Origin of the sequence: Pandoraea faecigallinarum, assembly GCF_001029105.3 — a bacterium.
GTDB classification, from domain to species: Bacteria; Pseudomonadota; Gammaproteobacteria; order Burkholderiales; family Burkholderiaceae; genus Pandoraea; species Pandoraea faecigallinarum.
In genome coordinates, this window is record NZ_CP011807.3 from 478,927 (window position 1) to 501,993 (window position 23,067).

22 protein-coding genes are annotated in these 23,067 nt (G+C 63.1%); 19 read left to right on the top strand and 3 right to left on the bottom strand.

The window, feature by feature from the left end:
- Position 1: 1 nt before the first annotated feature.
- From AB870_RS02140 to AB870_RS02170, 7 genes are all read left to right on the top strand, one after another.
- Entirely contained in the window at positions 2–1,174 is a 1,173-nt protein-coding gene (locus AB870_RS02140; RefSeq protein ID WP_047906751.1) for a VanZ family protein, read from the top strand.
- Positions 1,175–1,422: 248 nt separating this feature from the next.
- Positions 1,423–2,964 (top strand): MFS transporter, encoded by a 1,542-nt coding sequence (locus AB870_RS02145; RefSeq protein ID WP_047906752.1) that lies wholly within the window; start codon positions 1,423–1,425, stop codon positions 2,962–2,964.
- Positions 2,965–3,170: 206 nt separating this feature from the next.
- Positions 3,171–3,500 (top strand): (2Fe-2S) ferredoxin domain-containing protein, encoded by a 330-nt coding sequence (locus tag AB870_RS02150; protein ID WP_047906753.1) that lies wholly within the window; start codon positions 3,171–3,173, stop codon positions 3,498–3,500.
- A 35-nt stretch (positions 3,501–3,535) separates the two neighbouring features.
- On the top strand, positions 3,536–4,174 hold the full coding sequence (locus AB870_RS02155; protein ID WP_047906754.1) for an alpha/beta hydrolase: 639 nt from the start codon (positions 3,536–3,538) through the stop codon (positions 4,172–4,174).
- A 259-nt stretch (positions 4,175–4,433) separates the two neighbouring features.
- Positions 4,434–5,621, top strand: coding sequence for a D-alanyl-D-alanine carboxypeptidase family protein (locus AB870_RS02160; protein ID WP_084663240.1), 1,188 nt, complete (start codon positions 4,434–4,436; stop codon positions 5,619–5,621).
- A 19-nt stretch (positions 5,622–5,640) separates the two neighbouring features.
- Entirely contained in the window at positions 5,641–6,489 is an 849-nt protein-coding gene (locus tag AB870_RS02165; protein WP_047906755.1) for a D-amino acid aminotransferase, read from the top strand.
- Positions 6,486–6,758: an HP0495 family protein gene (locus AB870_RS02170; protein ID WP_047906756.1), complete on the top strand. Its 273-nt coding sequence runs from the start codon at positions 6,486–6,488 to the stop codon at positions 6,756–6,758. The genes AB870_RS02165 and AB870_RS02170 overlap by 4 nt, the downstream gene beginning before the upstream one ends.
- A gap of 35 nt (positions 6,759–6,793) precedes the next feature.
- Here the strand turns inward: AB870_RS02170 and AB870_RS02175 are convergent, their stop codons facing one another.
- The gene (locus AB870_RS02175) at positions 6,794–7,834 is read right to left on the bottom strand and encodes a transcriptional regulator GcvA (protein ID WP_047906757.1); all 1,041 of its coding nucleotides are present in this window, start codon (positions 7,832–7,834) and stop codon (positions 6,794–6,796) included.
- Positions 7,835–7,934: 100 nt separating this feature from the next.
- On the opposite strand from AB870_RS02175, the gene AB870_RS02180 reads away from it, so the two are divergent.
- From AB870_RS02180 to lipA, 4 genes are all read left to right on the top strand, one after another.
- A complete protein-coding gene (locus AB870_RS02180) occupies positions 7,935–8,267 on the top strand; it encodes a DUF2917 domain-containing protein (RefSeq protein ID WP_047906758.1) in 333 nt (110 codons plus the stop codon).
- 207 nt (positions 8,268–8,474) lie between these two features.
- On the top strand, positions 8,475–9,410 hold the full coding sequence (locus AB870_RS02185; RefSeq protein ID WP_167362666.1) for a DMT family transporter: 936 nt from the start codon (positions 8,475–8,477) through the stop codon (positions 9,408–9,410).
- A 95-nt stretch (positions 9,411–9,505) separates the two neighbouring features.
- Complete coding sequence (gene lipB / locus AB870_RS02190) at positions 9,506–10,219, top strand: lipoyl(octanoyl) transferase LipB (RefSeq protein ID WP_047906759.1); 714 nt, start codon at positions 9,506–9,508, stop codon at positions 10,217–10,219.
- Positions 10,220–10,243: 24 nt separating this feature from the next.
- Positions 10,244–11,251, top strand: coding sequence for a lipoyl synthase (lipA, locus tag AB870_RS02195; RefSeq protein ID WP_047908700.1), 1,008 nt, complete (start codon positions 10,244–10,246; stop codon positions 11,249–11,251).
- 27 nt (positions 11,252–11,278) lie between these two features.
- Here the strand turns inward: lipA and AB870_RS02200 are convergent, their stop codons facing one another.
- Positions 11,279–12,040 carry a hypothetical protein gene (locus tag AB870_RS02200; RefSeq protein WP_047906760.1) on the bottom strand — a complete coding sequence of 254 codons (762 nt, stop codon included), beginning with the start codon at positions 12,038–12,040 and terminating at the stop codon, positions 11,279–11,281.
- Between the two features lie 324 nt (positions 12,041–12,364).
- Positions 12,365–13,096 (bottom strand): hypothetical protein, encoded by a 732-nt coding sequence (locus AB870_RS02205; protein WP_047906761.1) that lies wholly within the window; start codon positions 13,094–13,096, stop codon positions 12,365–12,367.
- Positions 13,097–13,580: 484 nt separating this feature from the next.
- On the opposite strand from AB870_RS02205, the gene AB870_RS02210 reads away from it, so the two are divergent.
- The 8 genes from AB870_RS02210 to AB870_RS02245 all read left to right on the top strand — a co-directional run bounded on the left by AB870_RS02210 (position 13,581) and on the right by AB870_RS02245 (position 23,056).
- A complete protein-coding gene (locus AB870_RS02210; RefSeq protein WP_047906762.1) occupies positions 13,581–14,474 on the top strand; it encodes an N-formylglutamate amidohydrolase in 894 nt (297 codons plus the stop codon).
- Positions 14,474–15,253: an IclR family transcriptional regulator gene (locus AB870_RS02215; RefSeq protein WP_047906763.1), complete on the top strand. Its 780-nt coding sequence runs from the start codon at positions 14,474–14,476 to the stop codon at positions 15,251–15,253. The genes AB870_RS02210 and AB870_RS02215 overlap by 1 nt, the downstream gene beginning before the upstream one ends.
- Before the next feature lie 310 nt (positions 15,254–15,563).
- A complete protein-coding gene (locus tag AB870_RS02220) occupies positions 15,564–16,532 on the top strand; it encodes an ABC transporter substrate-binding protein (RefSeq protein WP_047906764.1) in 969 nt (322 codons plus the stop codon).
- A 77-nt stretch (positions 16,533–16,609) separates the two neighbouring features.
- Positions 16,610–17,401 carry an ABC transporter permease gene (locus AB870_RS02225; protein ID WP_047908701.1) on the top strand — a complete coding sequence of 264 codons (792 nt, stop codon included), beginning with the start codon at positions 16,610–16,612 and terminating at the stop codon, positions 17,399–17,401.
- Positions 17,402–17,411: 10 nt separating this feature from the next.
- Positions 17,412–18,206: an ABC transporter ATP-binding protein gene (locus tag AB870_RS02230; RefSeq protein ID WP_047906765.1), complete on the top strand. Its 795-nt coding sequence runs from the start codon at positions 17,412–17,414 to the stop codon at positions 18,204–18,206.
- A 44-nt stretch (positions 18,207–18,250) separates the two neighbouring features.
- Positions 18,251–19,537 carry a dicarboxylate/amino acid:cation symporter gene (locus AB870_RS02235; RefSeq protein WP_047906766.1) on the top strand — a complete coding sequence of 429 codons (1,287 nt, stop codon included), beginning with the start codon at positions 18,251–18,253 and terminating at the stop codon, positions 19,535–19,537.
- Positions 19,538–19,715: 178 nt separating this feature from the next.
- On the top strand, positions 19,716–21,707 hold the full coding sequence (locus AB870_RS02240; protein ID WP_047906767.1) for a sensor histidine kinase: 1,992 nt from the start codon (positions 19,716–19,718) through the stop codon (positions 21,705–21,707).
- Entirely contained in the window at positions 21,704–23,056 is a 1,353-nt protein-coding gene (locus AB870_RS02245; RefSeq protein WP_418303981.1) for a sigma-54-dependent transcriptional regulator, read from the top strand. The genes AB870_RS02240 and AB870_RS02245 overlap by 4 nt, the downstream gene beginning before the upstream one ends.
- Positions 23,057–23,067: the final 11 nt, after the last annotated feature.

A 23,067-nucleotide genomic window follows, 5' to 3' on the forward strand; every position in this document is an offset into this window, starting at 1 on the left:
GATGGCTGAGCAGGACATCAAACCCTGGCAACGACGCGCTTCTCCGCTAACGCGTCAGGCATTGTTGTGCCTGATTCTGCTGATCGCCTACGCAAGTCTTTACCCGTTCGAATTTCAACGCGCCGCGGTCGGCCCGTTCGACTATCTGTTCGCGCCCCTGCCTCGCTGGATGACGATGTTCGACGTCGTCACCAACGTGCTGGGGTACATGCCGCTGGGCACGTTGACGGTGCTTGCATTGCACCCGGCATGGCGCGGCACACGTGCAGTACTCGCGGCATTCCTGCTCGGCGCAATGCTCTCGTGCGGCATGGAGGCGTTGCAGACGTATCTGCCCACGCGTGTCGCGTCGAACGTGGATCTCGCGACGAACGCCCTCGGTGCGCTCATCGGCGGCGCGGTGGCCGTGCCGCTCACGAGCCCGCTGCTCGACCGTGGCTGGCTCAGGCATCTGCGCTTCGCGTGGTTCGAGCGCCATGCGAGTCTTCTGCTCGTGCTGCTGGCGCTGTGGCCATGGGCGCAGGCGTATCCGCAGCAATTTCTCTTCGGTGACGGCGATCTCGTGCGTCAGATCTGGCTCTGGCAGGATCCGGACGTCACCGATCTGGTGCTCGACTGGGTTCCCAGGCTCGGTCAGTTACAGGACTATCTGTCCGAGCTCGATGCCGTGGCCAGTCACGCGTTATGGGAGACGGTCGTGACCGCCAGTGGCACGGTACTGGCCGGGCTGCTCGCCACGCTGGCGATGCGACGCTCTGCCCCGCGCGTGCCGTTGCTGTGCGCGATGTTCATCAGCGCATTCGCGATCAAGGCAATCGCTTCGGCGTGGCAATTCTCGCCCTCGCAGGCGTTCGACTGGGTGACGGCCGGGGCGATCTACGGACTGGTCATCGGCACCCTCGTGCTCATGCTGGCAGGGCGCGGGCCACGTGCGCTGCGCGGCGCAATGGCGCTCGCGGCGCTCGTGGTGCTGCTGGTCTTCGTCAACCTGCTGCCCGCGAACCCGTATTACGAGGCGGCGCTTCAATCGTGGCGCCAGGGTCAGTATGTCCACTTCAACGTGCTGGCGCGTTGGCTCGCCTGGACGTGGCCCTATCTTGTACTGATCTATCTGCTCGCGATGTTCGATCCGAGTCATCGCGGCCCCGCGCGCAGCGTCGGAAAACAGCGCTGAACCGTTCCGGGCGGGACGCTGAAATTCCGCTATGGCATGTTTTCCTCCGGAATGCCCGTCAGACGGCCGTCCGCGCCACATTGCCGGTTCCGATTGTTTCCAATTCGGAAATAGCGTATTGGCCGACAACCCATTGGTGAGATGGCGCGCGAATCCTAAACTCTCATGTAAGGCATGCTGATACTTGATGTGCCATGACCGCCCGGCATCCACAGGCAGATCCCGGGCGGTTTTCATTGGGAGGGAAGATGAGCACCTGGGGATTGGCGTTTGCGCACAAAACACGGCAACGTGTGCTGATGGCCGTGATCGCGGCTGCGACGGGCATCGAAATGCTGGAGAACGGCATGTTCGTGTTCGCGTCGTCGCACATCGCGGGCGGTGTCGGCGCGGCGCCCGAAGAGTACGCCTTCGTCTCCACTCTCTACGCGGTTGCGGGCATTCTCGTCATTCTCAAGCAACGGTGGCTCGCGTCGCGTCTCGGCTATCGTACATTCCTCACCGGTGCGCTCACGCTCATGGCCTTCGGCGCATGGCTGTGCGGCATGGCCCACAACCCCACGCAACTCGCCGTCGCGCGTTTCGTCCTCGGGCTCGGTGCCGGCTCGCTGTTCACGGCAAGCCGCATCCTTATCAATCTGTGCTTCGCGCCAGAGCAGCGCCTGCGCGCATTGCTCTTCTTCACGTACGGCTTCTTCGGCGGACAGATTTCCGCGCCATTGCTCGCGAGCTATCTCGTCGATCACTTCCTGTGGTCGTCGGTGTTTCTTGTGGTGGTGCCGATTGCGCTCGCCGGGGCCTTCGCCTCGTGGCTGTTCATTCCCGACTTCCGTGAGCGCTTGCGCGACGAGGGCGAATTCGAGATGCGCGGCATCGTATTCTTCGCGGCAGGCGTGCTGTTCGTCGAGGTGATGATGCAGCGCTCGCGCTTCGATTTCTTCTCCAATCCGCTGCATCTGCTCGAACTGTGTCTCGTTGGCGCCGTCTGCGCAATCGGCTACATGTGGCATCAGTACTCGCATCACAAGCCGCTCATCGACTTTCGCGTGCTGGTGCGCAACCCCGTCTACGTGCTCGGATTGGGCGGGTACGCCGTGTATTACTTCTTCTCGTATTCGACGTCGTATCTGTTCCCGATCTACATGCAGCAGGGGCTGAACTGGAGCGTGGAGCACACGGGGTACCTGCAGGCCGTCGCCTCCGTGACCAGTCTGGTCGTGGCGGTGCTGTACACGCTGGCGCGCCCGAAGTTCGTGCAGCTCAAGCCGTTCGTGCTGCTCGGCTACCTGTGTCTGTTGGGATACGCCTTTCTGCTGTCGCAGAGTTATCAGGGCGTGTCGAGCGCGTGGCTGATTCTGCCGATGGTCCTGAGCGGGCTCGGCGGGGTGTTCGCCATGATTCCCATTGCCGAGTTGACGTTTCGCGGTATGGACGAATACGTTTTCCAGCACGGCTATCAGACGAAGAATATCGTGCGTCAACTGGTCAGCTCGATGTCGGTGTCCATGATGGCCGTGTTGATGCAGGACCGTCAGGCTGTCTTCATGCATCAGCTCACCCCCGCGATGACGCCGCTCAACCCCGCCTACAACGCGGCCGTCTCACAGGCACAGCAGACGTTCGCGGCAAGTGTCGATCCGGCCACCGCCGCGCACATGGCGTCCGCGTGGGTGGGCAGCCTCGCCTCGCAGCAGGCGCTGGTGCTCTCGTGCGTGAACGTCTTCTTCGGATTCGCGTGTCTGGCGGCGTTCTGCGCCCTGTTCATGGCGGTGCAGCGCCGTCTTGGGTGATTAGCCGGGCGCTCGCGCCGCGGCGCTCCCCGTGAGGGGCGAACGTCCCGGAATCCGCATTTGCGTATCCCTTTCGCATGACGCCCCGCGCCTGCCTGCCGGGCGTGCCCGCAATGCCGGGGCAGGTCGGTTAGAATGGCCCGCAACCCGTCGGCAGCACGCGCGCAGCGTGTTGTTCAGTCGCCCATTTCCCCCACGGAACCGACATGACAACCCTCTCGCAGTACTACAAGCATCACGTGTTTTTCTGCCTCAATCAGCGTGAAGCGGGCGCCGATCGTCCGTCGTGCGCGAACTGCAATGCGCAGTCGATGCAGGAATACGCCAAGAAAAAGGTCAAGCAGCTCGGGCTCGCCGGTCCCGGCCAGGTGCGCGTGAACAAGGCCGGGTGCCTGGATCGCTGCGAACAGGGTCCGGTCGTGGTGATCTATCCCGAAGGGACCTGGTACACGTACATCGACGAAACCGACATCGACGAGATCGTCGAGAAGCATCTGGCGCAAGGCGAAATCGTCGAGCGTCTGCTGATCGACTGATCCGGCAGCTCCGCACTTCAGTCCAACAATCGCTCATGAACGCTCAGACCGAACGCTTCACCATCGACGGCCCCGTCGGTGCCATCGAAATCGCCATCGACCGCCCGGCCGGAGCGCCGGACAGTCTGCGCGGCATCACCCTTGTGGCGCACCCGCATCCGCTGTTCGGCGGCACGCTCGACAACAAGGTCGCGCAGACGCTGGCGCGTGCCTTCGTGCAACTCGGCTACGCCGTGGTGCGCCCGAACTTCCGCGGCGTGGGCAAATCGGCGGGCGAGCACGACAAGGGAATCGGCGAGCGCGACGATCTGCTCGCCGTCATCGCATGGATGCGCCGGCAACCCGGCTGGGAGACGCTCCCGCTTGCGCTCGCGGGATTCTCGTTCGGCACGTTCGTCCTCTCGCACGTGGCCAAAACGCTGGAAGATGCGGGCACGCCCGCGCAACGTCTGGTGTTCGTCGGCACGGCCGCGAGCAACTGGGACGTGGCCACGGTGCCGGCCGACACTCTCGTCATCCACGGCGAGAAGGACGACACGGTGCCGCTGCAATCGGTGCTCGACTGGGCGCGGCCGCAGACCTTGCCCGTCGTGGTAATCCCCGGCGGCGAGCATTTCTTCCACGGCTTGTTGCCCCTGCTGAAACAGATCGTGGTCGACGCGTGGCGTCATTGATACATCCCGCACGAATTTTTCGCAATTTCGACAGCCAGCGCTCGCTTCGCCGGAGACGTCATATCGCGACGGGTATAATTCGCGTCTGAACCATGTCGTGCCGTGAAGGGTCTATGTCCCCGACAGGTATGGCTCCGGCGCTCCGGTGCCGCCGTCTTCTTCGCCGTGCCGCGCTCGCCAAAGCGTTGGTTGCGCGGCGTTCCTTCAAGTGCAGATGCCCCTGAGTCTTACATCGCTCACTTCGTTTTCCTCATCGCCAATGAAATTCAACGCTTCGCTGTCCCGTGCCGCCGTCGCCGCGGCGATTGTCGCTTGTGGCTCGCTTGCTACGCTTCCCGCCCGTGCTCAACAGATCCCGCCGCCGCCGATGACGGCCAAGGCGTGGGCCATCGTCGACGTGACCAGCGGCCAGGTGCTCGCCGCCGGCGATCCGGACGCCCGCGTTGAGCCGGCGTCGCTCACGAAGATCATGACGACGTATCTGGTCTTCGAAGCCCTTCGCGACAAACGTATCTCGTGGGAACAGACCGTCATTCCGGGCGAATCGGTTCGCAAGGTGGGGCGCGACGAATCGCGCACCTTCATCGAGGCTGGCAAGCCGGTCTCGGTGCACGACCTGGTGTACGGCATGATCGTCCAGTCGGGTAACGACGCGTCCATCGCGCTGGCCGAGCTCGTCGGCGGCTCACAGCCGGGATTCGTGGAACTGATGAACCGTGCGGCGCAGCGCATGGGCCTGAAGAACACCCACTACACGAACGTCGACGGTCTGACCGACCCGCAGCACTACACGACCGTGGCGGATATCGCCACGCTGTCGACGCGCATGATTCAGGACTTCCCCGAGTACTACAAGGTCTATTCGGAGAAGAGCTTCACGTACAACAACATCCGCCAGCCCAACCGTAACCGCCTGCTGTATCTCGATCCGACGGTCGATGGTCTGAAGACCGGCCACACGAAGGAAGCCGGGTACTGCCTCGTGTCGACGGCGTCGCGCCCGCTGCCCGGCGCCCCGGGCGTGAACCGCCGCGTGCTCTCGGTGGTCGTGGGCGAGCCGACTGAACGCGCGCGCGTGCAGGACAGCCTCTCGGCCTTGAACTACGCGTATCAGAACTTCGACACGCTGCGCGTGTACGGCGCCAATCAGGTCGTGGCCACGCCCAAAGTGTGGAAGGGCAAGGACAGCGAGCTGAAGATCGGCGTGAAGAAGGACACCTTCATCACCGTGCCGAAGGGCGTGGCCGACAAGATCAAGCCGCAGCTCGAACTGCGTGAGCCCCTGATCGCCCCGATCGCGAACGGCGCACAGGTCGGCACCGTCAAGGTCATGGCGGACGGCAAGCAACTTGCGGAATTTCCGGTCGTGGCGTTGAACGACGTGGCGCAAGCCAGCTTCATCGGCCGTGCATGGGACGCCCTGCGTCTGATGTTCGTGAAGAAGTGATACGGAAGACGTCCGCACCATGAATAACCCCACCGTCTGGCTCAATGGCGAGTTGATTCCGCTCTCCGACGCGAAGATTTCGGTCCTCGACCGAGGTTTCCTCTTCGGCGACGGCATCTACGAAGTCGTGCCGGTCTATCACGGCAAGCCGTTCCGTCTCGCACAGCACCTCGACCGCCTTGAGCGCAGTCTCGCGGAGATTCGCATCGCCAATCCGTACACGCGTGCCGAATGGGAAGCGCTGTTCGCACGCCTGTCCGCCACGTGCGCAGCCGATCCGCACAGTGTCTACGTGCAGGTCACGCGTGGTGTCGCGCCCCGTCAGCATACGTTCCCGAAGGACGTGACGCCGACGGTGTTCGGTATCGCCACGCCGCTTGCGCTGCCCAGCCGCGAGAAGGTGGAGCAGGGCGTCGGGGCGGTCACGCATGAAGACCGCCGCTGGCTGAACTGTCACATCAAGTCGACGTCGCTGCTGGGTAACGTACTGATGGCGCAATACGCGGCCGATCACGACGTGCAGGAAACGATCCAGTTCCGCGACGCGATGCTGACCGAGGCGTCGTCGAGCAACGTGTGGGTCGTCAAGCACGGTGCAATGGCCGCCCCGCAGCGCGATAATCGAATTCTCGAAGGCATTCGGTACGGTGCGCTCGAAGCGCTGGCGCGGGAGTGCGGTATCCCGTTCGAGGAGCGTGCGGTGAGCGAAGCGGAAGTGCGCGACGCCGACGAACTGCTCATCACGTCGGCCACGAAGGAAGTGCTGGCGGTGGTCACGCTCGACGGCAAGCCGGTGGGCGACGGCAAGCCGGGCCCCGTCTTCCGTGCGCTTTATGCGGCGTATCAACGCGCCAAGGAGGCACTATGACGACGGAAGAGAAGAAGAGCCTGATCGACTTTCCGTGCGTCTTTCCGATCAAGGTAATGGGCCATGCGCAGGACGGTTTTGCGCAGGCCATCGTGGAACTGCTGCGTGAGTTCGACGCGCAGTTCGACGCCGCCAAGGTGGAGATGCGGCCGTCGAGTTCCGGCAAGTACCTCGGCCTGACCGTCACGGTGCGCGCGCACTCCCAAGCGCACCTCGACGATATCTATCGCAAGCTGACCAGCCACCCGATGGTCAAGGTGGTGCTGTAGGCGCGGCGACGGCGCGAGGGCGTGTCGATGCGAGCTCATGCATGCGTTGGCGCGCCATCGTCGGCCGGCGCACCGGGGTCCAGGCCCAGTTGTGCGTGCGTCGTCATCTCCCCGGCCGTTGCAGCCATGCCTGCGGCGAGCGCTGCACGGCTCGGCTGGGCGGGGCGCCGCCGGGTATCCTTCACCAGGTCGAACGCCGCGACTTCCTCCAGAAACCATGTTCTGAACGCCTGAACGCGCTGCGTCTCCAGCACCGCGGGCGGACACACGAAGAAGTAATCCCAGCCGCATGGCGTATCGACGTCCGACAGGCGCACCAGACGCCCTGCCATGATGTCGCCGACCGCCAGCGAACGTCTGACTAGCGCCACGCCCTGACCGACGATGGCCGCCTGAGAAAGCATCCCCGAATCTTCATACATCATGCCCTGCATCGGCTCGGGCAGATCGAAGCCCGCACTCGCGAACCAGGGCGCCCACGGTTCGTCTTGCGAGCGCAGCAGGGTGCATGCGCGGAAGTCGTCGGCCGTTTGCGGCAACTTGCCATCGTTGTAGGTCGGGCTGCATGCGGGGAAGAACACGTCGTCGAGCACTTTTTCGATATGAAGCCCCGGCCAGTTTCCCTTACCCATGCGCAACGCGACGTCGACGTCGTCGCGCTCGAAATCGGTCAGTTGCGCGCTGCATCGCAGTTCCACCTCCAGTTCCGGATGGCGGTCGATGAACCGGCCGATGCGAGGCGTGAGCCAACGGCTCGCGAACGATGGCATGGTGGTGAGCACCAGACGCCGCTCGCTGCGCGTGCCCGCTTGCAGCTTGCGGGTCGCCTGCGCAATGTCCGTGAGCGCGGCACGGATCGCGGTGGCGTACTGGCGTCCCGCCGGCGTGATGCTGATGCGCTTGCCGTTGCGGGCGAAGAGCGTAGTGCCCAGCTCCTGCTCCAGCGAGCGAATCTGATGGCTGATGGCGCCATGCGTGACGAATAATTCCTCGGCCGCACGTGAAAAGCTTTCGAGGCGGGCTGCCGCTTCAAACGCGCGCAAGGCACTCAGGTTGGGAAGTCTCCGAAGATCCATGTGAGCTTTATTTGCAAGGCCGTGAAAATATGTCGTTTGGTGCGGCGCCTGCCAGTCCCTATGATTCAGTCATTGTCTCGCACTGAGTGGGGGTCGTAAAATGCAAAACAATTTGACAAAGGTTCAGTACTTCTACGGTCTTCGCCCGGGCGAAGTGATCACGCTCGATCTGCATCATGAGCATACGCTGGTCGCGCGCGGCGCGTCGGTCTGGGTGACGCGGGCGGGCGATCCGCGCGATTACTGGCTCGCACCGGGCCAGCGCCTTGCCGTCGAGCCGGGACGCCGCTACTGGGTGTCTTCGGAGGAAGCCGCCGAAGCGGAGCTGGAACGCGAAGTGGCCCACCGTTTCCCGCTGCTACGTGTGCTTCGCAAGTGGCTGGCCGGTCGTCGCGCCGCCCGGGAAGCCAACTCCTGCACGGCGGCCGCCTGACGTAAGTTGAGGACTGCAAGGTATTGGCCCGTTGCCGATCACGCGCTCTTTGGCGAGCTACGCCGGGGGGCGCGTGTTTCGTTTCGGGCGACCAATGCCGGATACTGCGAATGTGTTAATCGAATTCACAACAAGGTGCGCAATAATCAGGGGGAATCCAGGTCGATAACCCCGATGGCGCGTCGAAATAAGAGCTGCCGTTTCTCGATGAGACAAGTTTTGCCCCCCGCCACACTGCCGTCTTCCCCTGTGCCGAATCCGCAAGCCGAGGAGCGCCTCGGGCGTTTTCTGATGATCGCCGCCATGGTGATCTCGGGAACGATCGGCTACTTCGTGCTGATGTCTGGACAGCCTGCCCTGAACGTGGTGTTTTTTCGCTGCCTGATCGGCGCGCTCAGTCTGTGCGTGTGGTGCGCGTATCGCGGCTACTGGCGCGGCTTTCGCATGGCGCGCTGGCAGGTCGTCAACGTCGCTCTCGGGGCGATCACGCTGGTCTCGAACTGGTATTTCCTGTTCACCGCCTACAAGTTGACGTCGGTGGGCATTACGACCGTCGTCTATAACGTGCAGCCGTTCTTGCTGGTCCTCGCGAGCGTCGTCGTCACGCGTGAGCGGCCGTCGCTTGCCACGATGGGATGCCTTGGCGCGGCGTTTGCCGGACTGGTGATTCTGGCCGAGCCCGGTGGCGCGCATGGTGCCGGGTACCTGCTTGGCGTGGCGAGCGCGCTGGCGGCCGCATCGCTTTACGCCGCCACGACGCTCTTCACCAAGAAGCTCGCCGGCACGATCCGTCCCGAGATCATCGCCGCGCTGCATATGGTGATCGGCGCGGTCGTTTTCGTCTGGATGGCGGATTTCGGGCATTTGCCGTCGGCGCCGCGCGAAGTCGGCGCTATCGTGACACTGGGCCTTTTCCACACGACCTTCATGTACCTGTTGCTGTACGGCGCGTTTCAGAAGGCGTCGACGTCGAGCCTTGCCGTATTCGGCTTCGTCTATCCGGTCGTCGCCGTCGCTGTCGACTTTCTCGCGTTCGGCATCGTGTTGCATCCCACGCAGTGGCTCGGCGGTGTGATGATTCTGCTGGCGGCGGGATGGTATGCGCGCGGGCTGGGCGCCGCGCCCGTAAAGCCGACGCGTTGAGCATTGTGCGTTGCGGCGCGGCAACACTGCCTGTGGCGAGCCTTGCCGGGCGGTGCCGCGAGCAAGACCGGCCCGGTTTCGCTAAAATTGCGTCCATGACCTCCCCGATCGAAGTTTGCTGGCGCGGCACGGAAGACTACGCCACATCGTTCGACGCCATGCGCGCGTACACCGACACGCGTGGCCCGAATGGCCCCGACCAGCTTTGGATCGTCCAGCATCCGCCCGTCTACACGCTCGGACTCGCCGGCGATCCCGCTCACCTGCTCGTTGCCAACACCGGAATTCCGCTCGTCAAGGTCGACCGCGGCGGGCAGATCACCTATCACGGGCCCGGCCAGGTGGTGGTTTACCTGCTCGTGGACCTGCGCCGCCGCAAGCTGGGCGTGCGCGAAATGGTGCGCCTGATCGAGCAGGCGGTGATCGATACCCTTGGAGCGTATAATCTCGACGTTGAGCGCCGGGCCGGCGCGCCGGGCATCTACGTGAGCCAGGGCAACGGCACCGCAGCGCACGCCGGCGCGAAGATCGCTGCGCTCGGATTGAAAATCCGCAACGGATGCAGTTATCACGGCGTGTCCCTGAACGTCGCGATGGATCTGCGACCGTTCGACTGGATCAACCCGTGCGGTTACGCCGGTTTGCAAACCGTAGACATGGCCACGCTCGGCGTGGCTCCCCGCTGGGATGAAGTGGCCGCGCGACTGGCGCGGCAACTCGGTCAACACCTCGAACAGCACCCCGCGACGACCGATGTCGCGCCGCAGGCCGGTAACGATCCGGCCGCAAGCGCAAACGCCGCCGCCTGATTGGACGTCTGGAAAGCCCCCATCATGACCACCGTGACTCAGAACGACAGCACGAACAAGGAAGTTCGCACGATCGACGGCGAATACGACGCCACCGCGAAGCAGAAGTCGCAAGCCAAAACGGCGCGCATCCCGATCAAGGTCGTGCCGATCGAGCGTTTGAAGAAGCCGGACTGGATTCGCGTGAAGGCGGCCACTCATACGTCCCGCTTCTACGAAATCAAGCAGATTCTGCGCGAGCACAACCTGCATACCGTGTGCGAGGAAGCGAGCTGCCCGAACATTGGGGAGTGCTTCGGCAAGGGCACGGCAACGTTCATGATCATGGGCGACAAGTGCACGCGCCGCTGCCCGTTCTGCGACGTCGGCCACGGTCGTCCCGACCCGCTCGACGTGGACGAGCCGCTCAACCTCGCCAAGACCATCGCCGCGATGCGTCTGAAATATGTGGTGATCACCAGCGTCGACCGCGACGATCTGCGCGATGGCGGCGCCCAGCATTTCGTCGATTGCATCCGTCACGTGCGCGAGCTCTCGCCGCAAACCCGCATCGAGATCCTGACGCCGGACTTCCGTGCGCGTCTTGACCGCGCGCTGGGTATTCTCAATGCCGCGCCGCCCGATGTCATGAACCACAACCTGGAAACGGTGCCGCGTCTGTACAAGGAAGCGCGCCCGGGGTCGGACTACCAGCACTCGTTGAACCTGCTCAAGGAATTCAAGGCCGCACACCCCGACGTGTCGACGAAGTCCGGTCTGATGGTCGGACTGGGTGAAACGGATGAAGAAATTCTCGAAGTGATGCGCGACATGCGTGCGCACAACGTCGACATGCTCACGATCGGTCAGTATCTGCAACCGTCGGAACACCACCTGCCGGTGCGCCGCTATGTCACGCCGGACACGTTCAAGATGTTCGAGGAAGAAGCCTACAAGATGGGCTTCACCCACGCGGCGGTCGGTGCGATGGTGCGATCGAGCTACCACGCCGACGTGCAGGCGCACGAGGCCGGCGTGGCGGATGCTATCTGAGTCTCGTCGCTCGCACCGCGCGCGGCGTTACATGGCGTCGGCGTCAAGCTTGCGGACGTCGGCCTTCGTGAAATCGCGCGTTTCCCCGTTCCAGGTTCGCAGGTCAAGATAAGTCAGGCCGGCGGGCAGGCGTCCGAAGTCGGGATGATCGACGTAAGCGCCGCTTCCGTTCGTGTAAAGCAGCGTTTCCTTGCCCGGCGCCGAAAGGCCAACGCCCTGATGCATCAAGATGTACTGGCGACTGTGGACTGCGTTTATCAGGTCCTGCAGATCGGTGTCTGCGACCTTCGGGACAAATGCCCAGGACGGTTTGATTTCCGGCTGGCGTGACCGAATGACCGCATTAAAGGGGATCATCTCCATGTACGGTCCCAAGTCGACGAAATACAGGCTCAACCAGATGGAGTTGATGAAGTATTCCAGCAAATCCGGGTCGTTGAGCATCCTGTCGACATTAATGCCCAGCACATCGATGTACAGGCGCTCGTAGACGAAGGTCAACCTGTAATTGTTGGGATCGACGATGTAATCCGGGTGCGCAGCCAGCACTTTTTTGGCGGTGGCGATGATCTTGTCGAGGCTGGCGGCCAGCATCGTCGTCTCTACGATCGCTTGCGGGGTATCGATTGTCGAAGGAACGCAGCGGATCGAGCCGGCTGTGAATTGCGCAGCGAGCATCGGCTCGTTAATCAGTTTTGCGTTTCGACGTTCGCTTGTTCGGCCGTCGCGACCCTTGCGAAGCCAGTCGAGGGTCACGCTGGCTTCCGCCAGCAGTTGTTCCTTACTCATGGCGTTTCTCCCAGTTGGCAGCACACCGGTCGGTGCACACGATCCGGGTCCAATCTATGTGGAGGACGTTGCCCCGGACAACTGTCAACGTTGACAGGACGCAATCGCGATAGTCAGTAAAGTCGAACCCGCCACGTTGCCCCCGGGCTTAGCGCACATCTCCTCCGAAATATGTTGTGACAGGCGTCACCTCGCCGGCGTTGTTTCAGTACCGGCAACCGTCGGAGCACCATCTGCCGGTGCGCCGCTACGTGACGCCGGTTACGTGAAAGATGTTCGAGGAGGAGGCCCCTCTGAGTCTTGTCGCTCGCCTCGTGCGCGGCGTTACATGGCGTCAACCTTGCGGACGTCGGCCTTCGTGAAATCGCGCGTTTCGCCATTCCAGCTTCGCAGGTCGACGTAGGTCAGGCCTCCGGGAATATGTCCGAATTCCGGGTGATTGATGTAATAGTCTCCCCCCGAGGTGTGGAGCTTCATCTTCAGGCCGGGGGCCATGACCCCGATCGCCTGATGCATCAGGATATATTGACGTGACCGGACTGCCTCGATCATGTCCTGTTCGCTCGCGCCTTCTTGCACCTGCATGAATGACCAATGCGGTGTGGCCTCGTTGTCGAATGTCTCCAGAATGGCTTTGGTGGACGCCATCTGGTAGTAATAACCAAGGCCAACGCGATATTCATTCCACAAGAAGTTGATATTGTCCAGGAAAGCGCCCGGTGAGGAGAACATCTGATCGAGATTCACTCCATTGACCGGCAGCCCCATGCGCTCGTAGACGAACGTCATGAAGAAGTCCGGATGGTTCGCATAATCCGGATATTGCTCGCGAAGCGACTGCGCGACAGCAATGGTTTTCTCCGCGCGAGCCACCAACATTTCCATGCGGACGTCTGCGAATATCAGATCGTTAGGTGTCCGACGCGTGCTGATGGCCCCGTCGATGAACGAACCTGCGAGCCGGGGGTCGTTGATCAATTCGGCTTCGTCATCCTCTTTTTCGCCGCTTTCGTGGCGAAGCCAGTACTTCGTCGTTACCGCTTCTCTGCCGTTCATTGCGCGTTCTCCCGGACTCCCGCACACCGACGAGTGCGCGCGGACGAGAGTCCAATTTAGGCAGAGGGCGGTGCCCGGACAACTGTATACGTTGACAGGGGCAGCGCGGCGCAACGGTCGACCAGTCCGGCGCGGGGCAGTCCGGGCAGCCGTGACGTGTCGGAGCGAAGGCGGCGGTACTTCAACCATCGTTTACATCGCATCACACGACGTGCCCGGTTCGATAGCCGATACGCTTCGCAGACATCGGCAGATGTCGATCTACGCGTTCGATAGCACCGCCATCTGCACCGAACATCGTCGAATCGGCGACGTCCGCCCGCAGCCTGGCGGCGTTCGTCTCCGAAATATGTTGTAACACGCGTCACCTTGCTGCGTTTCCGGCGTTGTTTCAGAATATTCGAACTTTGTTTTGCGTGGCAAAACAATGCGCCCGGCATGGTTATTCCCGGGTGGATGTTCCGGATGCAAGCCAGGAGCCAGCATGTCCCGTCAGGTCACCGAGGGCCGATTCTATGTGGAAGCACCGTATGGCGGCACCAGTGGCCGCAGCGGGCGCTTGCCTCTGGTCCTCGACGCGCCTCGCAGCGGCCACGTCCTTCCCCCGGATTTCGACACCATCGCCTCCACGGCGGCGATCCTCGCCTGCGGCGACGTGCGCGTCGACGAACTGTGGTCGGTGGCCACGCGTCACGGCGCAACACTGGTCGCCGCCCTTTTTCCGTGCGCCTACATCGATCCCGATCGCGCCGAGTCGGACATCGATCCCGAGTTGCTCGCCAGCCTGTGGCCGCACGACGCGCGCCCGCAGGCGTTCAGCGAGCGTGGTGTGGGCCTGCTGCACCGGTTCGCCGCACCCAATGTGCCGCTCTATGACCGTCGTCTGACGGTGCCTGAAGTGGAGCGCCGTATCCATGACTACTACCGCCCGTATCGCCATGTGCTGCGCGACGCAATCGAGGCCGCGTGGCAGCGTCACGGTGTGGTCTGGCATCTCGACTGCCATTCGATGCGCCCGCGTGGTGGCGCGCTCGACCCCGACGCGGGCATGACGCGCCCGGATGTCCTCGTGAGCGACGGCGACGGCACCACGGCCGAACCCGCGTTCTCGCGCTGGGTGATCGCGGAATTCACGCGTCTGGGTTTTCGCGCCGCTTACAACGCGCCCGGTCGCTGCGGCGATCTCGTGCGTCACTTCGGGCGCCCGTCCGAAGGACGTCACAGCGTGCAGATCGAGTTGAACGAGGCGCTGTACCTGAATGAATCGAGCGGCGAAAAGCACGTGCGGCATGACGGTTTTTCGACGCTGCAATCGCAACTTGGCCAATTTGCGGCGGCGCTCGCCGCGTATGCCGAACAACATAGCGAGGAAGTTTGATGGACTACACAGTCGCTTCGGTCGACACGGCGCTTTCGCTGTTGTCGCTGGTCGGGGAATGCCCCGGCCTGGGTGTGACGGAACTGGCGCAGCGCGCTGGCTTAAACAAGTCGCGGGCGTTTCGTCTGCTGGCGACGCTCGAACAGCACCGCTGGGTGGTCCGTGAGGGCAGCCCGGTCACGTACGTACTCGGCGCGCAGGCGCTGGTGCTGGGCGTGGCGGGGCATGAGCAGGTCAACCTCGTGAAAGTCGCGCACCGCCATCTCCAGTCGCTCAATCGTGCACTTAACGAGAACATCCAGCTTCGTGTGCGCGACGGTCTCGAATCGCTGTGCGTCGCGCGTGTGGAATCCACGCACGAACTGCGCGTGCATGGTGTCGTGGGCAACCGCCGCCCGTTGTACGTGGGCGCGTCGGGCCGTGTGCTGCTGGCCTTCGCCTCCGACGACGTACGCGCCCAGGTGCTTGGCCGCCCGCGCAAGCGCTTCACGGCGGGCACGCTCATCGAGCGTGACGAACTGGCCGCCGAACTGCTGAACGTGCGCCGTCAGGATTGCGCGGTGAGCTTCGGGGAACTCGCGCCGGAAGCCGTCTCGGTCGCCGTGCCGGTGCGCGACGCGTCGGGCGAGGTGACCGCATCGCTGTCGGCGTCGGGCCCGTCTTCGCGCATGACGCGCGCCCTGCTGCCCGATATTTCGTCGCGGCTGTCGGCGTGCGCCGCGGAAATCTCCGCCGCGCTCGGTTATCAGGCGCCCGTGCCGGAAACGCTGTCGGCCTGACATGGGGCACGGCCCCGCCACCGCGCGCCAACGTGTCCGGGCATGACGGCGGCGCGCCGGCACATTGTGCCTGGCCGGAGAATTTCACCGAACCCCGCGTTTTTCTGGAAAACCAGAATGCTACTGCATTGATTTTCTGGTTTTCCATATAACCGAACATCGGGTTTTCCACAGCTTCCCACAATTAAATCAAAGATTTAACGCGATGGCATAAGAATTGCTTTCTAACGCGCGTGCTGCCTGAAAGGACGGAATCCCATCCGGAATCCGGAAAACCAGAGCGAGCCGTTCTAATAAGAGAGGAGACCTTATGTTCAAGCAATGTCTTGCCGCTGCTGCGCTGTGTGCGGCTTCGCTACACGCTTTTGCCGAGGATCTGGTGCGGTTGGGGAACCTGAAATTCGCCCACTACGGCGCCGTGTCGTACATGAAAAAAATCGGCCCGAAGTACGGCCTGAAGATCGAAGAACACATGTTTGCCAAGGGCGTGGACATCATGCCCGCAATTCTGGCGGGCGATATCGACGTTTCGGCAAGCGCGCTCGATGCTGCTATCGCCGGTCGTGCGCAGCGTGCGCCGATCTACGCGGTGGCCGGATTCGCTAAAGGTGGCGTGCGTCTCGTAGCGAAGAAGGGATTGCCGATCACCAAGGTGGCCGATCTCAAGGGCAAGAGGGTGGGCGTGGCCCGTGGCGGCGCCCAGGAACTGATTCTGTATGCGGAACTGGCCAAGGCCGGCCTGACATGGTCGGATCAGCCGGGCAAGGACGTGCAGATCATGTTCATGGCCTTCGCCGATCTGAATCAGGCGCTCGCCGCCGGTAGCATCGACGCGATGTGCCAGTCCGAGCCGCAAGCTTCGCAATCCATCAACAAGGGCTTCGGTGTCGAAGTGCTCAAGCCGTACGACACGCCGATCGGCGAGCCTGTGCGCGCGCTCGTCATCACCGAGAAGCTCTACAAGGAGAAGCCGGACGTGGCGCAACGCCTGATGTACGCGTTCGTCGAAGCAACCGACTACTTCATCAAGCATCCGAAAGCGGCCGAAAAATTCGTTCGCGAGGACATGTTCAAGAACCAGATCACCGAGCAGGACTTCACGGACGCCATCGGCAATTCGCCGTACAGCTACGACCTGAGCCTCTCGCATGTCCAGCTCACGACCGACCTCATGAAGAAGTACGGCGTGGGCAAGTTGCAGGATCCGGTGCCGAAGGCTGAAGACTGGGTCAAACTCGACCTGCTCGCCAAGGCCAAAACCAAGCTGAACATCAAGTAAGGCGAGGCGAACGGATGTCTGCCGTACTTCCCAAGCCGACCGCCTCGGGCGCATCGGGCACTTCACGCACCGCGCGCATGCTGCGCGGTGTGCTGATTCCGGTCGCCGTCGTGGTGATCTGGCAGGTCGTCACCGGCCTGGGCTGGATCAACCCGATCATTCTCCCGTCGCCGCTTGCCGTCGTGGCCAAGTGGTGGCAATACCTCAAGCCGACCGTGGCCATGGCCGACGGCTTCAACGCGTGGCTGCAATCGAGCGAACTGCTCATGGATGCCACGCACAGCCTGTACCGCGTGGTGATGGGCTTTCTCGTCGGTGCAGGCATCGCGCTGCCGCTGGGCCTGCTCATGGGCACGAGCACGCGCGTCTACGGTCTGTTCAATCCGCTGGTGCAGGTGGTGCGTCCGATTCCCCCGATCGCGTACATTCCGCTTGCCATCCTTTGGTTCGGTCTGGGTAATCCCCCCGCGTTCTTCCTGATCGCGCTGGGAGCGTTCTTTCCGGTGCTGATGAATACGATCGCCGGCGTGCGGCATGTCGACGGCATTTATCTGCGTGCCGCGCGCAATCTCGGCGCGGGCCAGCTGACCATCTTCCGCCGCGTGATTCTGCCGGCGGCGACGCCCTACATTCTGTCCGGTGTACGTATCGGCATCGGCACGGCGTTCATCGTCGTGATCGTGGCCGAGATGATCGCCGTGAACAACGGCCTGGGCTACCGCATTCTGGAAGCGCGCGAGTACATGTGGTCCGACAAGATCATCGCCGGCATGCTGACCATCGGCCTGCTCGGTCTGGTGATCGACCTTGGCATGGACCGTCTCAACAACCACCTGCTCAAGTGGCACCGTGGTCTGGAAACCAAGTGAGGCGATCAACATGCTGATTCAAATCGATCACGTCAACAAACAGTTCCCCGTTCCCGGCGGTGTCGTCGATGCGCTCAAGGACATCGATCTGAACATCGACGCGGGCGAGTTCGTCTGCCTGCTCGGGCCGTCGGGCTGCGGCAAGTCGACGCTGCTCAACGCGCTGGCCGGTTTCGTGCAGCCGACCTCGGGTTCGATCCGCATCGACGGTCGTGCCGGCGCTGCCGCACAGCCGGGGCCGGATCGCGGCATGGTGTTTCAGGAGTACGCGCTGTTTCCGTGGATGACGGTGGCGCAGAACATCGCTTTCGGACTGGAAATCAAGGGCATGAAACGCGCCGACATCAATGAGCGCGTGGGCCTGCTGCTCGGCAAGCTCAATCTGCGCGAGTTTCGCGATCGCTTTCCGCGCGATCTGTCGGGCGGCATGCGTCAACGCGTGGCCATTGCGCGGGTGCTTGCCCTCGACAGCCCGATCATGCTCATGGACGAGCCGTTCGGCGCACTCGACGCGCTTACCCGTCGCACGTTGCAGGACGAACTGCTGCGCATCTGGGAGGAATTCAAGAAGACGATCATATTCGTCACACACAGCATCGAGGAGTCGATCTATCTGGCCGACCGGGTCGTCGTCATGACGTACCGGCCGGGCACGGTCAAGCGGGACATGGTCATCGACCTGCCCCGTGCGCGCGACACGGCAGGCAGCGAATTCAACGAACTGAAGAAGGCGCTGGCCCAGATGGTGATGGAGGAGCAAATGCGCTTTGCGCAAAGCGAGATTCGCGGCGTCGCCGCGGATTGATAACAAGGGTGGTGGCTTGCCCCGCTGCCTGAAGAGGAAACAACATGCAAACTCAGACCAAGAAACCTTTTTACCGCATTCTGTACGTACAGGTGCTGTTTGCCATCGTCGTCGGCATTCTGCTCGGCCATTTCAGGCCCGATCTGGCCGTCGAGATGAAGCCGCTCGGCGACGCGTTCATCAAGCTTATCAAGATGATCATCGGCCCGGTGATCTTCTGTACTGTCGTGACCGGTATCGCCGGCATGGAAGACATGAAGAAGGTCGGCCGCGTTGGCGGCAAGGCGCTGATCTACTTTGAAGTGGTCTCGACGCTGGCGCTGGTGATCGGTCTGATCGCCACGCACGTTCTGAAGCCGGGCGCGGGCTTTAACGTCGACATCCACTCGCTCGACCCGAAGGCCATCGCCGGCTACGCCGAGAAGGCAGCCCACGGCGACACGTTCACCGACTTTCTGCTTCACCTGATTCCGAACACGATTACCGATGCGTTCGCCAAGGGTGAAATTCTCCAGATCCTCGTGATCGCCATTCTGTTCGGCGCGGCGCTGGGCGCCATCGGCGAGCGTGGCCGTGTGGTGACGAACTGGATCGACAGCGTGTCGGGCGTGCTTTTTCGCGTGGTGCACATCATCACCAAGGTTGCACCGCTGGGCGCGTTCGGCGCCATGGCCTTCACCATCGGCAAGTACGGCATCGCCTCGCTGGTGCCGCTGGCCAAGCTGATGGGGACGTTCTATCTGACGTCGTTCCTGTTCGTGATCGTTGTGCTGGGTCTGATCGCCAGGTTCACCGGCTTCTCGATCTTCCGCTTCCTCGCCTATATCAAGGAAGAGCTGCTGATCGTGCTGGGGACGAGCTCGTCGGAAGCCGCGCTGCCGCACCTGATGGAAAAGATGGAAAAGGCCGGTTGCTCGAAGTCGGTGGTGGGTCTCGTGATCCCGACCGGCTACTCGTTCAACCTCGACGGCACCAACATCTACATGACGATGGCTGTGCTGTTCATCGCGCAGGCAACCAACATCGACCTAACCTGGGGCCAGCAACTCACGCTGCTCGCCGTGGCGATGCTGACCTCGAAGGGCGCTTCGGGCGTGACCGGCGCAGGCTTCATCACGCTGGCGGCAACGCTTGCCGTCATCCCCACGATCCCGGTTGCCGGTATGGTGCTGATCCTCGGTATCGACCGCTTCATGAGCGAATGCCGTGCGCTGACGAACATCTGCGGCAACGGCGTGGCCACCATCGTGGTGTCGGCCTGGGAGAAGGAACTGGACCGTAAGAAGCTGGCCGAAGCGATGTCCGGCAAGCAGGGGCCGGAACTGGCATAACGGCCGGCAATGGCTGCCGGCAGCCGCACGCCGTTGCTTCGCGTGAGTCGTCTTGCGCGATCCGCACGTGCGCTGCCAACTCCGCGTCAACATGACGTTCGCCACCGGGCGGTGCGGCACAGGCACAATAGCGCCTGAGCTTCGCCGCCCGGCGGTCTTTTCAGCACTCTGTGCCCCAATGGCCACCCCGCACGAGAACACGATCCGCCCCCGCAGCCGCGCCGCACGCCGAAGTGCCGCCGCGTCTGCGCATGCCGCGGACCGCCGGCGCGACGAAGTCCCCATCGATCTCGAGAGGACTGTCCCGATGCGCCGTTGGTCATGGATCGTCGTCATGCTGCTGGCGAGTGTCCTGTTCTGCTGGTTGACGTACGCCCTGAGCTGGCAGCGCGGCGTGGCCGATCTGCGCGTGAATGCGGGCGCGCGCGTGGAGCGCTATGCAGGCAGTCTGCGCAGCACCGTCGACCGCTACGAATTTCTGCCGTATCTGCTCTCGTTGCACCCGTACGTGCACGATCTGCTGCTCGACCCGAAAAACAAGACGGTCGTGCAGCGGGCCAACGATTATCTTTTCGACGTGAACCAGCGCGCCAAGGCGTCGGCGGCGTACGTGATCGACGCCAACGGTCTCGCGCTCGCCGCCAGCAACTGGCGCGAGAAGGCCACGTTCGTCGGGCAGGAATATCGCTTTCGTCCGTATTTCATCGATGCCATCAAAGGGGCCTTCGGCCGTTTCTACGGCGTGGGGACGACTTCGGGTGAGCCGGGCTACTTCGTCTCCCAGCCCATTCTGGTCGACGGCCAGATCCATGGCGTGGTCGTGGTGAAACTGAATCTGGAATGGTTTCAGCGTGCCGGGGCCGACGCCGCCGAGCCGGTCGTCGTGGCAGACGATCATGGCGTGATCTTCCTGTCGTCCGAGCCGCGCTGGCAATACCGTTCGCTCACCCCACTCGCGCCCGACGTGAAGGCGGCGCTCGACAGCACGCGTCAGTATTACAACCAGCATGTCACGCCGCTCGCGTGGAGCGAGGACGAACGGCTGGACACGGACGGCGAGGTCGTCACCGTACGCGATGCCGGCGGTGGGCGAGGCACGGGCAAGACCCGCCGCTTCCTTGCTGTGCAACGCAAGCTGGGCGAGCCGGACTGGACGCTCATGTACTTCGCGCCGCTCGATCAGGTGATCGCCAATGCACGGATCGCGGCGGTGGCCGCCGCGTGTCTTGCGGCGTTCACTTGTCTGCTGGGCGTGGCGTGGAATCAACGGCGCCAGCGCGTGCGCGACATGCTCAAGAGCCGTGAGTTGTTGCAGTCGGCGTATGCCGAACTCGGTGAGCGCGTGGCCGAGCGCACGGCCGATCTGCAAGCGGCGAACGAGCGTCTGCAAACCGAAGTGCAGGAACGCGCGCGAACCGAACACGAATTGCGCGAGGCACAGAGCGAACTCGTGCAGGCGTCCAAACTCGTGGCACTGGGGCAGATGGCCGCCGGTATCACGCACGAACTCAATCAACCGCTCTCGGCGTTGCGCAGTTTTTCGGACAACACGCGCGTGCTGATCGAGCGTCGCGAGTACGACGCCGCGCAGGAGAACCTCGCGGCCATTGCGTCGCTCACCGACCGCATGGGCAAGATCACGGGGCAATTGCGACTCTTTGCCGGGCGCGCCCGGCGCGGCGACATGGAAGCCTCGGTGCGCCGCGCACTCGAGAACACACTGATGCTGCTGCGTGGGCGTCTGGCCGGCATCCACGTGACGACGACCTTCGCCAACGGGCTGGAAGACGTGCAGGTCGTGTGCGAGGGCCTGCGTCTCGAGCAGGTGTTGATCAACCTGGTAAGCAATGCCATCGACGCCGTGACGGGGGCGCCCGGCCAGCAGGCCTCGCCGTCGATCTGGATCGATGTGGACGCGCACGACCTGTGGGTGCGCATCTACGTGCGCGATAACGGACCGGGGATTTCGGAGGCACATATGCCGCGTCTGTTCGAGCCGTTTTTCAGTACCAAGGAGGGCGGTCAGGGCATGGGGCTCGGACTCGCAATTTCGTCGTCCATCGCACAAGAGAACGGCGGCCAGTTGGTCGCACGCAACGTTCCGGGCGGTGGCGCAGAATTTCTCGTGACGCTGCGCCGTGGGCAACCCGCCGGCGCGACCAACGCATGATGTACAAGAACCTCCAGATCCTATTCGTCGAAGACGACGAACTCGTGCGGCGTGCCACGCTGCAAAGCCTGCAACTCGCCGGGCTCGATGCCTTCGGGCTCGCCTCGGCCGAAGCCGCGCGCGAGCGCATTACGCCTGACTTCGCCGGCATCGTCGTGTCCGACATCCGGCTGATCGGCATGAGCGGGCTCGAACTGCTCGCGCATCTGCGTCAGCACGCACCGGAAGTGCCGGTGATTCTCGTGACCGGTCACGGCGATATTTCCATGGCCGTGCAGGCCATTCGCGACGGGGCTTACGACTTCATCGAGAAGCCGTTTGCGCCGGACCGTCTGATCGAGTCGGCCAAGCGCGCGCTCGAAACCCGCAAGCTGATGCTGGAGAACCAGGCGTTGCGGCGCGAACTCGCGGAGCAGGGCGGACGCGCCTCGCGCATCATCGGACGCAGCCCGTCGATGGAGACGTTGCGCACGCTCATCGCCAACGTCGCCATGACGGATGCCCCCGTGCTCATCAATGGCGATACCGGCACCGGCAAGGAACTGGTCGCGCGCAGCCTGCACGAGTTGTCGCGCCGCCGCGATGCGCCGTTCGTCGCCCTGAATTGCGGCGCATTGCCCGAGGCGATTTTCGAAAGCGAGATGTTCGGTCACGAGGTCGGCGCGTTTACCGGGGCGGCGAAGCGCCGGATCGGCAAACTGGAACACGCGTCCGGGGGCACGTTGTTCCTCGACGAGATCGAGAGCATGCCCGCCGCGTTGCAGGTCAAGCTGCTGCGCGTGCTACAGGACGGTGTGCTCGAGCGCCTCGGCTCGAATCAGTCGATACGTGTGGACTGTCGTGTGGTCGCGGCCGCCAAGGGCGACATGGAAGCGCTCGTGCGGGAGGGGACTTTCCGTCGCGATCTGTACTACCGCCTGAACGTGGTGACGCTGGCGTTGCCACCGCTGCGCGAGCGCCGCGAAGATATCCTGCCGCTGTTCGAACACTTCATGCTCGATGCCGCTGTGCGCTATGGACGCCCGGCGCCGGTGGTCTCGGATCGGATGCGTCAGGAGTTGTTGCAGTCGGACTGGCCGGGCAACGTGCGCGAATTGCGTAACGCGGCGGACCGGCTGGTGCTGGGTGTGGCGAGTGCCCCCGAAAGCGGGTCGCTCGCGCCGTTGCCGCTCAAGGAGCAGGTGGAGCGTTTCGAGCGTGCCGTGCTGCAAGAGGCGCTCGAACACAGCAAGGGCAACGTGGCGGCGACGGCCGAAGCGCTGCATGTGCCGAAGGCCACGTTGTACGAGAAAATCAAACGCTACGGGCTGCCTACGCGCGGACATGGCGACGGCGGCGACGGTCGTTGAGCGTGGCGTTT